Below are 14057 nucleotides of genomic sequence, written 5' to 3'. Positions count from 1 at the left end.
TCGGCACCGCATCAATCAGCCGTGGTTGACCCGAGTTCCGGAGCGGGGTTGCTTTGCGTCTCCTGCACCTTGAAGGTGTTGTGCTCCTCCAGCCAGGCCATGGCCTTCTCCCGCAGCAGATCCCTTTTCACAAAGACCCGCAACTTGACGGGATTGAGCTTGCGAGCCTGTTTGGAGTTTAATTGCCTGCGCATGGCTCGAACACGTTCGTCCAGTTCGGTGTCCGCAACCGTTAACTGCTCTGCCTTGGCCACGGCCTCAAGGGCCAGCTTCCGCTGGAGACGATGGCGCGCTTCTTTCGATTTGAACGCTTCGGCCTTCTCCTGAAGCTCGTCGTTCAGCTTGAGATCCGAGTTCAGTCCCCGCGCCCTGCATTCATTCCTGAAGTCCTCGGTCACACCTTCCATCTCCTGTTCCAGCAGTGACTGGGGCAGTTCCACCTCCATGTCTTCACAGAGAAGATTGACCAGGGCATCCTGGCGATTGTCCTTGTTCTCCTCCCGGACCCGAATTTCAAGCTTCCGGCGCAAGGCGTCTTTCCATTGGGCCATGGTGGCAAACTCGCTCACCTTCTGCGCAAAGACATCGTCCAGGTATGGCAACTGACGCGCCTTCAGTCCACACAGGGTGATGGACCCATTGTCCATGAGTTCGTCTATTGGATCGTTGTCCTGATCAGCGTCCTCCTGCCCAGGGCTGTCGTTCTCGCCGCCCTTTTTATCTCCGTTGCCAGGCTCGTCAGTATCCTCGACAATCGCCTTGGTCTCCCCCACTGTCATGCCGACGATCAGAGACACAACCTTGGGCAGGACCTCGTGATTCTCCACCAGATCCAGATCAAAGGTCTGTGAGTTGCCAACATCCCGTGAGACGGGAGCAGGGACCACATCCCCATCGGACTGGTCCGCCTCGTCGGATTCATCAGGCTCATCAGGCTTATCCATGGAAGGCAGCGAAAAGTGGACCACTGCCACGTCCCCCATTTCCGCCGTGGTTTTCTCCACAGGCACCGTGGTGCTGGCCGAGAAGCGTTCCCGTTCCAGCACGTCCTCCAGCAGGTCTTCCACGGAGAGTTCTTCCACCTCCACGTCCAGATCGCGATAGGCCTTCAAGGTGGCGTTGGGACGCACGTCCGCCTCCATGTTCAAGATGAGGCTCTCACCGGGTTTGAACTGCTGAGCCAAGGCGTCAAACGAGTCCTGAAGCTGCAACTTCCCGAGCAGATCCAGGTCTTCGTCGTTGAGCACTTCCCGGGCCGTGTCCTCCAGCAGTTGCTCCAGGACCGTGATCCACACCTGCTGGGTGCCCAACTGCTGGAGCACGGCAGTTTGGGGAACGCGGCCAGGACGAAAGCCGGGCAGCCGCACGGTGCGGCACAAATTGCGCAGGGCCTTGTCATAACTGCGCTGACAACGCTCAGCCGGGACAAGCACCTCCAGGGCCAAACGACTCTGGGGACGTGGGGACGTCTTGACCTGAAGGTCAGAGGCCATAGCGGGGAGGAGTACAACAATTTGGGTGTGCCGATCTTAAGCAACCGCACCAGGGGCGGGGTCCAGTGGGGGCTTAAGCTGGGTTCAGAACCTCTGCGTCTTCCCTGTCTCCTTGAGCACTCGCCCGCCAACTGTTGCCGTACTGGGCGCCACGGGTGCTGTGGGGCGTGAGTTAATTCTGCTACTGGAGCAGCGGGATTTCCCCTTGGACAGGCTGAAACTGCTGGCTTCCCCCCGCTCTGCCGGCTGCCGACTCGTCTTTCGTGGTGAAGGCCTGACGGTGGAGGCGGTGTCGGGGGAGGCACTGGCTGGGGTTGATCTGGTGCTGGCCTCCGCGGGTGGCTCCATCTCCCGTCGGTGGGCTCCGGTCATGGGCGCCCATGGAGCGCTGCTGATTGACAACTCCAGCGCCTTTCGTCTGGATCCCCAGGTGCCCCTGGTGGTGCCGGAAGTGAACCTGGCCACGGCCAGTCGGCACCAGGGGGTGGTTGCCAACCCCAACTGCACCACCATCCTGTTGCTGCTGGCCCTGGCCCCCCTGCGCCGTCTGGCCCCCCTGCGCCGGGTGGTGGTTTCCACCTACCAGTCCGCCAGTGGTGCTGGTGCCCAGGCCATGGCGGAGTTGGAAACCACGAGCCGGGACGTGCTGCAGGGCCGACAACCCCGGAATCACGTGCTGCCCCATCCCCTGGCCTTCAATCTCTTCCTGCACAACTCCCCTCTGGACAGGAACGGGTACTGCGAGGAGGAATTGAAAATGCTCCGGGAGAGCCGCAAAATCCTGGCCCAGCCCGACCTGCGCCTGAGCGCCACCTGTGTCAGGGTGCCGGTTCTGCGGGCCCACGCAGAAGCCGTGAACATCGAATTCGACGCTCCCGTCTCGGTGGATGCCGCCCGACAGGTTCTGGCGGAAGCCCCCGGCGTGACCATCATTGACGACTGGGCCAACAACCGCTTCCCCATGCCCAGCGACGTGACCGGGAAAGACCCTGTGGCGGTGGGTCGCATCCGCCAGGATTCAAGCCATTCCAACGGGTTGGAACTCTGGCTCTGCGGCGATCAGATCCGCAAGGGAGCGGCCCTCAACGCGGTGCAAATTGCCGAAGCCATGGTGCGTCACGGCTGGCTCAAGCCCCCGTCACCATCCCCCAGGCACCCCGACCAAGACGCTCCCGTGCTGCAACCATGACCAACTCCTCCTTAGCCGCCCCTCTCTTTGGGCGCATCATTACGGCCATGGTGACCCCCTTTGATGGGGAGGGTGTCCTGAATCTGGCTGTTGCGGCCCGGCTGGCGGACCATCTGGTGAATACCGGCAGTGACGGAGTGCTGGTCTGTGGCACCACAGGCGAGTCGCCCACCCTCAGTTGGCAGGAGCAGGACGAACTTCTGCGGGAGGTGAAGGCTGCCGTAGGGTCACGGGCCATGGTCCTGGCCGGGACAGGGAGCAACTGCACGGAGGAGGCCGTAGCCGCCAGCCGCCGGGCGTTGGCCCTGGGTGCGGACGGCGCCCTTCTGGTGGTGCCCTACTACAACAAGCCTCCTCAAGCGGGCTTGGAGGCCCATTTCCGCGCCGTTGCAGAGGCGGTCCCCGACTTGCCGCTCATGCTCTACAATATTCCCAGTCGTACAGGCTGCTCTCTCCTCCCGGAGACCGTTGGCCGTCTGCTGAATTGCAACAATGTGCGGGCCTTCAAAGCCGCCAGCGGCACGGTGGAGGAGGTCACAAGACTGCGGGCCGTTTGTGGACCCTCCCTAGCGATCTACAGCGGTGACGATACCCTCACCTTGCCCATGCTCAGCCTTGGCGCCGCCGGCGTGGTGAGTGTGGTGAGCCATTTGGAAGGGTTGCGCCTCCAGGACATGATCCGGAGCCACTTCACAGGACAGGCCGCTGCGGCCCTCGCCCACCATGATCAGCTTCTGCCTCTGATGCGTGCATTGTTTCTTCAGCCCAACCCCATACCCGTCAAAGCAGCCCTGGAACTCCGGGGATGGTCCGTTGGTGCTCCGCGGCTCCCCCTTGTTGCTGCAGACGCAAGCCTCAAAACCCATCTGCATGACCTGATGCAGGACCTGTAGGCCGCTGCAACACCGGCCGCTCCTTTCCCCATAGCAGACTCTTCCACCGTCGTTTTGCCCATGACTCAAACCCCCAATGGCTCGGTTGAGCCGCTCCGCGTCATTCCCCTTGGCGGCCTCCACGAAATTGGCAAAAACACCTGTGTTTTTGAATACGGGAACGAACTGATGCTGGTGGATGCCGGCCTCTCCTTCCCCAGCGACGACATGCACGGGGTCAACGTGGTCATGCCCGATACCACCTACCTGCGCGAGAATCAGCACCGCATCCGGGGTATGATTGTGACCCACGGACATGAAGACCACATTGGTGGCATCGCCCACCACCTGAAACACTTTACGATTCCCGTCATCTACGGCCCCCGCCTGGCCCTGTCTCTCCTGAACGACAAAATGAAGGAGGCGGGGGTGAGTGACCGCACCAACACCAAAACCGTCCGACCACGGGACGTGGTCAAGGTGGGGAAGCACTTCAGGGTTGAGTTCATCCGCAACACCCATTCCATCGCCGACAGTTTCTCCCTGGCAATCACCACACCTGTCGGTGTCGTTATCTTCACCGGGGACTTCAAGTTTGACCACACCCCCGTAGATGGGGAGCGGTTTGATCTGCATCGCCTGGCCCAGTACGGGGAAAACGGGGTCCTCTGCTTGTTTAGTGATTCCACCAATGCGGAACTTCCCGGCTTTACGCCACCGGAGCGGGCAGTGTTCCCCAACCTGGATCTCCACATTGCCCAGGCCCAGGGCCGTGTCCTGGTCACCACCTTTGCCAGTTCGGTTCACCGGGTCAGCATGATCCTGGAGCTGGCCCTGAAGCACGGCCGCCGCGTTGGTCTTCTGGGACGCTCCATGCTCAACGTGATCGCCAAAGCCCGGGAACTGGGTTACGTCCGCTGTCCCGACCATCTCTTCCTCCCCATGAAGCAGTTGCGGGATCTGCCGGATCGGGAGTTGCTGTTGCTCATGACAGGCAGCCAGGGAGAACACCTGGCCGCCTTGAGCCGGATTGCCCGGGCTGAGCATCCCCACGTCCAACTCAAGACCACCGATACGGTCATCTTTTCCGCCAGCCCCATCCCCGGCAACACTATTTCCGTGGTCAACGTGATTGATCAACTCATGATGCAGGGAGCCACGGTGATCTACGGCAAGGACAAGGGCATTCATGTGTCTGGCCATGGCTCCCAGGAAGACGAGAAGTTGATGCTTGCCCTCGCCCGCCCCAGATTTTTCGTCCCGGTCCACGGGGAACACCGCATGCTGGTACAGCACTGCAAAACAGCCCGGTCCATGGGCATGCCGCCGGAATCCATGTTGGTGATCGACAACGGTGACGTGGTGGAGTTGACGCCGGAGTCCATCCGTCGCGGTGAACCCGTCAAGGCCGGCATTGAGCTTCTGGACAGCTCCCGCAAAGGGATCATTAACACCCAGGTGCTGAAGGAGCGTCAGCAGTTAGCGGAGGACGGCGTCCTGGTTGTCCACGTGAGCGTCAGTCCTGCGGGCCACATGGGCGCACCGGCGCGGGTGACCTTGCGGGGTGTAGCAACCTCCCTTGCACCGCAGCACTTTGCCGACTGGACCGACACCGAGGTGCAATGGGCGTTGGACAACCGCTGGCAACAACTCTGCCGAGGCGGGGACGATCTTCAAGACGTGGACTGGGTCGGCCTCCAGCGGGAGGTGGAGTTGGGTTTGCAAAGGCGGTTGCGGCGGGAGCTGGAAGTGGAGCCTTTGATCGTCGTGGTGGTGCAACCGACTCCCAAGGGATCGTCAGCCATCTACAAAGCTCCCACCACCGAGGAGAGGGGGCGCGCTGGTCGTGGCAGCGGGCGTCCCAACGGCGTTCGCCCACTGCAACGGAACGGTGGCGCCAACGGTCACAGCAAAAATCCAGCCCTTGTTGATCACCGTCACCTGAGTTCCAACGGCGCCATGACGCCTCAATCAACCTCACCATCCACCCTGGCTGACTCCGGGCCTGCGGTCAATGCCAACGGCGTTGGGCCAGCAGTGGAGATGGAGCGCAAACGCCGCAGTCGCAGTCGCACTGGCACAGGCTGACGGATCCAACGGCGCCACAGGAATCGGAGGGTTGGTGTCCGGATGGCCCTGTTTCTATTTGTCTGTAGGGATGGGGCGGCCCAGGTCCTGCAGATTGGCCAGTTGGGCGTAAAGACCACCTTGGGCCTTCAGTGCTTCGTGGGTGCCCGACTCCATCAGCTGACCACGGCGGAGCACCAGAATGCGGTCGGCAGACTCCACCGTGCTCAGACGGTGGGCGATGACAATGGCGGTTCTCTTCTCCAGGAGACTGGCCAAACTGCGTTGCAACGTGGCTTCCGTGGAGGGATCCAGGTGGGCTGTGGCCTCATCCATCACCAACACGTCAGGTTGACGCAGGACCACCCGCGCCACACCCAAAAGCTGTCGTTCCCCAGCGGAAAGATTGGCGCCCCGTTCCCGCAGTTCCGTGTCCAGTCCCTGGGGCAAGCTGCGAATGAACGGTCCCAAACCCAACTTCTCACAGGACTGCTGCAACCGGGCAGGGCTGATGGTTTGCCCCAGGCGCAGATTGGTGGCCACGTCCCCGCTGAAGAGGAAGGTGTCCTGGAGCACCACCCCAAGGCGCCGCCGCAACTCCTGTTGCGGTAGATCCCGGATGTTCACGCCGTCCAGGAGAATGCGCCCCTGCTGGGGTTCCCACAGACGGCAGAGCAGACTGATGACCGTGCTCTTGCCCGAGCCGGTGGCCCCCACCAGGGCGACGGTCTCGCCAGGGGCGATGCGGAAGCTCAGATCCCGGATCACCGGAACGTCATCCCGCACGTTGTAGGCAAAGGTGACGTGCTCGAACACCACCTCTCCAGTGGAGGTGGGACGGGGCAGGGGAATGGTTACCGGCCTGTCCTCAATGCGGATGGGTTCGTCCAGCAATTCACCAATGCGCTGCAGCCCCGTCAGGCCCGATTGAATGAACGTAAAACGCTCAGCCACCTGGCGCAGGGGATTAAACAGCCGCTGGGCGTAGAGCACAAAGGTCACCAGTGTGCCCAGGGCCAAGGTGTCGCGCACCACCAGCCAGCCGCCCACGCTGATCACCAGAGCAATGGCCGCAATGGACACCCACTCAAGCAGGGAGGAAATGGTGGCGTCCAACGCGACGGTCCGCATGGTGAACGCCTTGTAGCGGGACACGCCGGCGGCGCTGCGGGCGCTGTTGCGGGCCTGACGCCGAAACATCTGCACCACCTCTAGCCCTTGGAGGTTCTCCTGTAAATCCGCGTTGAGGTTGCCCAACTCTTCCCGCACCCGATAGTTGGCCCGGCGGTAACGGGTTTGCAGCGCAACGACGGTGCGCGTCACCGGCAGCAGAACGAGCAGCAACAGCAAGCCCAGACGCCAGTCCACCACCATCATGGTGGCGCCGATCACCAACAGGGACACCAACTCCGCCACCACACCGATGGCGCCGTTGCCAAACATTTCCGCCACCGCCTCCACGTCGCTGGTGAGGCGGGTCAACAGCAGCCCCACTGGGGTGCGCACGTGAAAACTCAAGTCCAGCCCAAGGGCATGGCAAAACAGGTGACCACGGATGCGGGCCGTGATCTTCTGACCCACGCTTTGCACCGTATAGCTGAGCAGTCCTTGCAACACCAGACCTGTAACCATGCTGAGGGCCAGGAGCACGATGAGCAGGTTGAGGGCGTTGACGGCACCCAGTTGCCCGAGCCAGGGAACCACAGGCTCCTGGCGGAGAAGGGACACTGCCTGACCCACCAGCAACGGCTGCAGGGCATTGCCGAAGGCCACGGGCAACAGCAGTCCTAGCGCCAACGCAATGGACTTGCGCTCAACCCGGAAGTAGGGCACCACCCGTCGCCAGCCCACGGGGCTGCCGGGATCGCCACGCCATTGTTGATCCGTGGGCGACGACATGGTTATCGCTGCCGGGACCGTATCTGGGCCACGTGCCGCACCGCTTCCACCACGCCCTGCAGCCTACCGCGATCCATGCGCAACGCCAGGGGATTTCCCACCAGCCGGGCCGTACTCAAGAACAGGTCTTCAATGGCCACCAGGCCATTCTCCTGCAGCGTGCGGCCCGTGGCCACCAGGTCCACAATGGCCTCCGACATGCCGGTGAGTGGACCCAACTCCACCGAGCCCTGCAGTTGGATCAGGTCCACGGGAAGATCCAAGCCGTCAAAAAACGTGCGGGCGCAGTGGATGAACTTGCTGGCCACCCGGCAGTGGGCAGGCAAATCAGCCGCACGGCGATAAGGGCTGCTGCATTTGACGGCAACGGCCATGCGACAGCCTCCAAACTCCAGGTCCACCAGCCTGGCCAACTCCAGGGGGTGCTCCCGCAGCACGTCGTCCCCCACCACCCCCAACTGGGCCTGGCCATAGGCCACGTAAACCGGCACGTCCGCATTGCGCACCAGCAAAGCACGCGCCCGGCCACAGGGGCTATCCACCATCAACTGCCGGTTGCCGGGTGCTGTCAGGGTGGAGAAGTCCAGGCCCGCCGCCTGCAGGCACGTGATGCTGTCCTGCAGCAGGGCTCCTTTGGCCAGGGCAACGGTGATCACGAAGCTTTTGCAGCAGCTTGAGCCTAAGGCTCACCATGGATGCGGCGCCGGGTGGTGGTGTCCGGGATCAAAAGTTGAACGTCCTCCAGTTGGCCCCCAAGGGGAAGCCGGGCCTCCCCCAGGAGGCGGGGGCGGCTCACCCCGTCCTCATCCGTGGGCTCCACCTGGCGCAGCCGCACCGTGACGTGTCCATTGACGCCGGCGGCTTGGGGACGCTGTGACTGGTTGGTGGCCAGTTGCTGCAGGGTGGGGACGACGGCTGCAACCGGCAGCGGCTCCTGCGGAGCAGCAATGACCAGGCCACGGCCGTTGTCAAACACGATCGGTACGTTCACGGCGCCGGGAACGGTTTGGCGCTCTTCATAGCTCAGGGCAAAGGCCATGAGGGACAGGGACAGGAGCACCGTAAAACTGCTGACACCCACCAGGCGGAAGCGGATCCCCCAGCGGGCCAGGAAACCGGCCACGGTGAGGACCATAAGGAGGATGCCCATGGCGCCAATCAACACACCGGCCTTGAACAGCAGAGGATCTACAATCATGGGACAGAGGAATTCCGGGCCGTTGACAGCGCAAACTTCAGTGTAAGATTAGGTTTTGCCCCTCTGGGGCCTGGGGCAGAAGCCGGCTTGATGGTTCATGGGCATCCGCTTTTGGCTCCACCTCTGCGCTCGGCGGTTGCAGCGACCAATCGAGGCCATGCTTATTGTTGCCGTGGCTCTGCTGTTGGGCTGGCTGGCCACGGATCAGGCCCTGGGCAGGATTTACCGCGGCCTGCGTCCCGACCTTGAAGAAGACTATAGCCGTGCGCTGGGCCGTCCCCTGAAGCTGGGTCCCTACCGTGGCCTGCGCTGGGGCGGACTCCATGTTGGTCCCAGCGAGATCTTGCCCAGCAAGGTGGATCTCACCCAACTGGCGGCGGATGGGCTGATTCTATTTGTGGACCCCTGGGCCAGCCTGCAACAGCGCCGCTGGGTGATTCACCTCCATGTCCAGGCACTGCAAGCGGACTGGCGTCGCAATGCCCAGGGCAACCTGTGGACCCCCCCCACCCGCCAGGGGCAGAGCTCCATGCCGGTGGAGTTGTGGCTCCATGCCCGCGATCCGGCCCAATTCCGGTTGTGGTGGCAACCTGTTGATGCCGATGCCACCCCCGCACCGGATCTCATGGGGGCTTTTGTGGGCCGGGTGGCATTTGGCCACCACCAGCACGGCATGGTGATCAAGGGCCGGTTGGATCTGGCCTCGCAGGGGGGCACCCTGTCTCTGGACAGTCACGGCATTCCCCTGGGCGAGTCCTGGAGCGCCCAGGGCGTTGCCCGTGGCATCCGGTTGGATGATCTGAGCCCTCTGCTGCTGGCCGGCACACCGGGGGCAGGCCTCTCCGGCCAGGTGGATGGCGACGTGACGGTGCGGAACTGGAACTCCCAGGACGGCGCGTGCCGGGGCGCCGTGGTGCTCAACAACCTCCAACTCCCGTTACAGGGGATGGACCCCACTGGGGAGTTGGCGACGCTGCACGCCGATCCCCTGTCCCTGCGCTGTGACGGGCGCCGTCTGCGGCTCTTGCCCGGCACCTTCAACATGGGTACCCTGGCCGGCCAGGTGCAGGGATCCCTGGGGTTGGATCAGCACCTGGACCTTCAGGCCAGTGTCAGCGGGCCTCTGCCTCCACCGTTGGCATCGCTGGGGGGCACCGCCACGGCGGATCTGCGGCTCCTGGGACCACTGACGGCGCCGGAGAGCCGCATCCAACTCACCATCACCGACTGGCACGGGCCTTCCCATGCAGCCGACGTGGCGGTTGACTCCCGGCCGTTCCCGACGCTGACGGCACAACTGACCAGCCACTGGCGCTCCGATGGAGACCAGCCCCAACTCCGGGCTTCTCTCCAGGCACAGGCGGGGAACAGTCAGGTGGTGATGGCCGGCCAACTCACCCCCACGCTGCAACTACAGAGCAGCACCATCAACCTGCAACCCCGGGATTGGCTGAAGGCGGATTTTTGGCCGGATCAACCCTACATAGGCTCCCTGACGGTGGCCCAGCCAGGGGCGACGCCGGAGATGCATCTGCAACTCCGCAACCCCCAGCTTCAGCAGGATTTCACCCTCCAGTTGGCGGAGGAGGTCCTCCGCGTCAACGGCAGCCTGGAGTTGGCTACCGGTCAGCAGCTTGGGATCACGGGCCAAGCCACAGGAGGGCAATGGCGGTTGGGGGCCACTCTGGCCGCCATGGATGTTGCTCCCGTGTTGGACAGGGTGCTGACACTTCCCCTGGCGTCGTCTCCCCTGAGTGTGACGGCCACAGCCCGGGGGCGGTATGGGGACAGTCCGTCTCCCGATTCCGGCCAGGATGGTCCCTTCCAGCTTGAGCAGGCCCTGCTCACCGCCAGGCTTCCCAAGGGCATTGGCACCGCCGCCGCCTCTCTCTTGCCGGGTCCTGCCCGACTCCAGCTCCGCACCACGGCACAGGAGCAGTGGTCCCTGCAGGTGGAGGCCCCCCGGATGCACAGCCATGGTGTTGTGGATTGGTGGCCGGGACGTTCATGGCAAGAGGCCGGTCTGGATCTGAGTCTTGCCTTGGAAGACGTTGACCTGGCGCCGTTGGGACTCCTGAACGGGACACTGACCATGGCGGGACAGGTGGGGGGGTCCCTGGCTCAACCCCGGTTCGATGGGGAACTGACGCTGGCCAACCTGGGGATGGCCTTGATCCGCTCTCCTGAGGGTTGGCACGGCACGATTGAATCGTTGAGCGACGGCCATGGTCTCCAGCTTGCCGCCAGGCGCCAGGACCCGGCTTCGGCGGAACTGGTCTCCACACTGGATGTGCGCGTCGACTCCGCCTTCCGGTTGAAGGATCTCAAGTTCCGTGCCGGAGACGGGCACCTGGATGTGACACCCACTGAGGAAGGCTACCGCTGGATGGCTCAGGACCTGTCCCTGTCATGGCTCCGGTTGGTGGGTGAGGATGAACAAGACACGGCCCATGGTGTGGAGTTGGCGGGTGTGCTCCAGGGAGAGGGAGAGGTGTCCCTGCTCCCTGGACGGATTCACGGGGACATGACCATTGACGGGCCACGCTGGGGGCCACTACGGGGTCATCGACTGGATCTGAACCTGGCGCAGGAGGGCCACCGGTTGAAGCTGGATGGCCGGTTACTAACCGATCCAACTCAGGGCCAACTGGCTGTGGCAGCGCAAATCGACCGGCAGCCAGGCACCCCCCAACCCTGGTCCATCCATGGAAGCCTTGACGGTGTTCCCCTGGGCACCCTGCGGCAGAGCGTGGCGCTGACCAGAGAGTTGCTGCAGGGCATCCGGACACAGGTGGGCTCCAGCCGGGATCTGGCCACCCTGACGATTGGCATGCCGGGAGAAACCCTGGCCATGCAGTTGCACCACTTGGCAATGGCACAGGAGCATTTGCAGAGCCTGGACGCCCTGCTGGCGCAGACCAACGGCCGCCAACTCCCGAACCTGGAGGGCCAATTGCACGGTGACGTGCACATCCACGGCGGCGCCCACCAGCCAGTGTGGGCCGCGGTGCGCACGGATCTCCATCTATGGCTGGTGGATGACGGGGTGAACCATGCCCTCGCCCACAACTATGAACCCTTTCACCTACGCATGGAGGGACCGTTGCAGGGCTCGGGTGCAGGCACGTTTGAATTTTCCAGCCTCCCCCTCAAGCTGCTCAACCTGCTAGCCAATCTCCAACTGCCCTGGCAAGGTTCACTGGCAGGCCAGGGACAGTACCAGGATCTTTTTGGTCAGCGGTTGGTCAGCTTGACGCTGGACCTGCAGGCGGGGCAATTTCATGGCCACGCCGTTCAACTGGAGCAGCCAGCCAGCCTGAGGCTGGAGGGTACCACCGTGGCTGTGGAGCTGACGCTACAGACCACTAACGCCACGTCCTTGCTCACCATCAATGGCCGGATGAATCTGGTGGGCGGCGAAGAGGCACTGCAACTGCACCTCTCGGCAGGGAACGAGGTGATGGCTACTCTGTCGTCCCTGAGCGACGGAACCTTGTCCTGGGTCCGGGGAGATGCCGATGCGACCGTGATGATTCGGGGACCGTTGCAGCAACCCGTGCTCAATGGCTATCTGCACCTGCGTGAGGTGGAGGGCCGCATGGCGGACATCCCCATCCATCACCTGAACAGCGTGATGCTGTTTGATCAAAACAATCTCTTTATTGAAGAGTTGGGGGCAACGGTTGGTGAGGCGGGCAGCATCAGCGCCAGTGGCTACCTGGGCATCATCCAGTCCTTGGCCACTGACGACCCCTTGACTGTGCAGTTGCAGGATGTGGACATCATCACGGCCAATGCCCAGTTCATGGCCAGTGGCGAGTTGGTTCTCCATGGCAGTGTCCAGGATCCGGGACTGGGGGGACGCTTACAAATCAGCAGGGGCGTGGTTCGCGCCAGTGGCAATGGAGAGACCAGCGCCATGGCAGCCACTTCGGCAGTCGGTTCAACGGCGAACCATGGGGACGGACTGCCGTCCCATCCCGTGGAGGACTTGCTGCGGAACTGGAACTGGCAAGAGCCCCTGGAACTGGCGGACCTGGATGACATTTCCCAACTGAAGCGTTCCTTGCTGCAGGCCATGGCGCAACTCCCACCCATCCACTTGCAGTCTCTGACGGTCCAGTTGGGACCGGAATTGATGTTGGAGGCTTCGACAGTGGCCAACTTCAGCATCGCTGGACAGGTGCGCCTCTCCGGATCCATAGGTCCTGATCTGCAGCCCGTTGGCCTGGTGGAATTCCTCCAGGGTCGGGTCAACCTGTTCACCAGTCAGTTCCGACTGGATCCGGATGCCCGCAACGTGGCGCTCTTCACTCCGTCAGGGGGGCTGATTCCCTACCTGGACGTGGCCATGTGGTCCCAGGAGGCGGATACAAGCCAGGAGCAAGGCCGGAACTTGTCCACCATCAGCGCTGCCGAGATCACCGGCAACGCCACCGCCTTTGATCAACTGAACCTAGTGCAGATCCAGGCCATGGTGGAAGGTCCTGCGGACGATTTCCCCGACACGCTCCGCTTGCAGAGCAAACCGCCCCGCTCTCAAGAGGAGCTGGTGGACCTGATTGGCGGCAATTCCGTCAACCGGCTGGTTCAGGGCAACACCAACTCCCGCTTGTTTTCCGTCGTTGGTCAGCCCCTGCTAGAGCCCGTACTGGGTCGGGTGAGTCATGCCCTGGGTCGTCGGGTCATTTTTGACGTCACTCCCACCTCCTTCACACCCCCCCCTGACGGTGACAACCAGCAGGGGACGCCGAAATTTGTCTTGGTGGGGGAGGTGGGACTGAACCTGAGCGACCGTGTGGATGTCACCGTTCTGGGCGCCTTGAACCGGAAGGACTTGCCACCGCAAGCCAAGCTCAGCTTCCAACTCACACCCTCCCTGGCGACTGAGATCACAGCGGAACGGGACGGTTACGTTAAGGGGGTCCTGCAACTCTCGTCCCGCTTCTGATGCCCCAAGTCGTTGGTGTGGATATCGGTGGCACGGCCCTGAAGCTGGGCCGCTTTGACGGTACGGGCCGTTGCCATGCCCACCTGGAACTGACCACCCCTCAACCGGCCACACCAGGGGCGGTCACCACCACCCTGCTGGAGGGTCTGGAGCGCCTGGATCCCCACCGTCAGGCGTCAGGCGTCGGGGTGGGTGTGCCCGGTCCAGCGGATCGGGCCGGCCGGGTGGCCCGATTGGCCATCAATCTGCCCGGTTGGCGCGACGTGCCCCTCGCGGATTGGTTGGAGGCCCAGCAGGAACGCCCCGTGACCATCGCCAACGATGCCAACTGCGCTGCCCTCGGGGAGCTTTGGCTCGGTGCCGGGCGGGGTGTGCAAGACCTGCTCCT

9 protein-coding genes are annotated in these 14057 nt (G+C 63.1%); 5 read left to right on the top strand and 4 right to left on the bottom strand.

Going from position 1 to position 14057, the window contains the following annotated elements; all coding sequences use genetic code 11:
* Positions 1–11: 11 nt before the first annotated feature.
* On the bottom strand, positions 12–1493 hold the full coding sequence (locus FLM9_RS03660; protein ID WP_074457315.1) for a trigger factor: 1482 nt from the start codon (positions 1491–1493) through the stop codon (positions 12–14).
* Positions 1494–1605: 112 nt separating this feature from the next.
* On the opposite strand from FLM9_RS03660, the gene FLM9_RS03655 reads away from it, so the two are divergent.
* From FLM9_RS03655 to FLM9_RS03645, 3 genes are read left to right on the top strand one after another with little or no spacing between them, the layout of a single operon-like run.
* Entirely contained in the window at positions 1606–2682 is a 1077-nt protein-coding gene (locus FLM9_RS03655) for an aspartate-semialdehyde dehydrogenase (RefSeq protein WP_074457314.1), read from the top strand.
* Positions 2679–3575 (top strand): 4-hydroxy-tetrahydrodipicolinate synthase, encoded by an 897-nt coding sequence (dapA, locus tag FLM9_RS03650; RefSeq protein WP_074457313.1) that lies wholly within the window; start codon positions 2679–2681, stop codon positions 3573–3575. The genes FLM9_RS03655 and dapA overlap by 4 nt, the downstream gene beginning before the upstream one ends.
* Before the next feature lie 60 nt (positions 3576–3635).
* On the top strand, positions 3636–5642 hold the full coding sequence (locus FLM9_RS03645; protein ID WP_074457312.1) for a ribonuclease J: 2007 nt from the start codon (positions 3636–3638) through the stop codon (positions 5640–5642).
* A gap of 54 nt (positions 5643–5696) precedes the next feature.
* On the opposite strand, the gene FLM9_RS03640 is transcribed toward FLM9_RS03645, so the two are convergent.
* From FLM9_RS03640 to FLM9_RS03630, 3 genes are read right to left on the bottom strand one after another with little or no spacing between them, the layout of a single operon-like run.
* A complete protein-coding gene (locus FLM9_RS03640; RefSeq protein ID WP_074457311.1) occupies positions 5697–7520 on the bottom strand; it encodes an ABC transporter ATP-binding protein in 1824 nt (607 codons plus the stop codon).
* Between the two features lie 2 nt (positions 7521–7522).
* Positions 7523–8176 carry an ATP phosphoribosyltransferase gene (gene hisG, locus FLM9_RS03635; protein WP_074457310.1) on the bottom strand — a complete coding sequence of 218 codons (654 nt, stop codon included), beginning with the start codon at positions 8174–8176 and terminating at the stop codon, positions 7523–7525.
* A gap of 23 nt (positions 8177–8199) precedes the next feature.
* On the bottom strand, positions 8200–8718 hold the full coding sequence (locus FLM9_RS03630) for a DUF2518 family protein (protein ID WP_074457309.1): 519 nt from the start codon (positions 8716–8718) through the stop codon (positions 8200–8202).
* A gap of 97 nt (positions 8719–8815) precedes the next feature.
* On the opposite strand from FLM9_RS03630, the gene FLM9_RS03625 reads away from it, so the two are divergent.
* Both FLM9_RS03625 and FLM9_RS03620 read left to right on the top strand, forming a co-directional pair.
* A complete protein-coding gene (locus FLM9_RS03625) occupies positions 8816–13669 on the top strand; it encodes a translocation/assembly module TamB domain-containing protein (protein WP_074457308.1) in 4854 nt (1617 codons plus the stop codon).
* Positions 13669–14057 (top strand): ROK family protein (locus FLM9_RS03620; RefSeq protein WP_143324585.1); only part of this gene is annotated, 389 nt, incomplete at its 3' end. The genes FLM9_RS03625 and FLM9_RS03620, both read left to right, overlap by 1 nt.

It is taken from the genome of Candidatus Synechococcus spongiarum, assembly GCF_900047545.1.
GTDB lineage: Bacteria > Cyanobacteriota > Cyanobacteriia > PCC-6307 > Cyanobiaceae > Synechococcus_B > Synechococcus_B spongiarum_C.
Note: the sequence above shows the minus strand (reverse complement) of the source record. Positions and strands in the feature narration are given on the sequence as shown.

Bases quoted from the DNA above. Each gene is read 5' to 3' on its own strand.
- FLM9_RS03660 (WP_074457315.1), bottom strand. From the start codon at position 1,493: ATGGCCTCTGACCTTCAGGTCAAGACGTCCCCACGTCCCCAGAGTCGT.
- dapA (WP_074457313.1), top strand. From the start codon at position 2,679: ATGACCAACTCCTCCTTAGCCGCCCCTCTCTTTGGGCGCATCATTACG.
- FLM9_RS03645 (WP_074457312.1), top strand. From the start codon at position 3,636: ATGACTCAAACCCCCAATGGCTCGGTTGAGCCGCTCCGCGTCATTCCC.
- FLM9_RS03640 (WP_074457311.1), bottom strand. From the start codon at position 7,520: ATGTCGTCGCCCACGGATCAACAATGGCGTGGCGATCCCGGCAGCCCC.
- FLM9_RS03630 (WP_074457309.1), bottom strand. From the start codon at position 8,718: ATGATTGTAGATCCTCTGCTGTTCAAGGCCGGTGTGTTGATTGGCGCC.
- FLM9_RS03625 (WP_074457308.1), top strand. From the start codon at position 8,816: ATGGGCATCCGCTTTTGGCTCCACCTCTGCGCTCGGCGGTTGCAGCGA.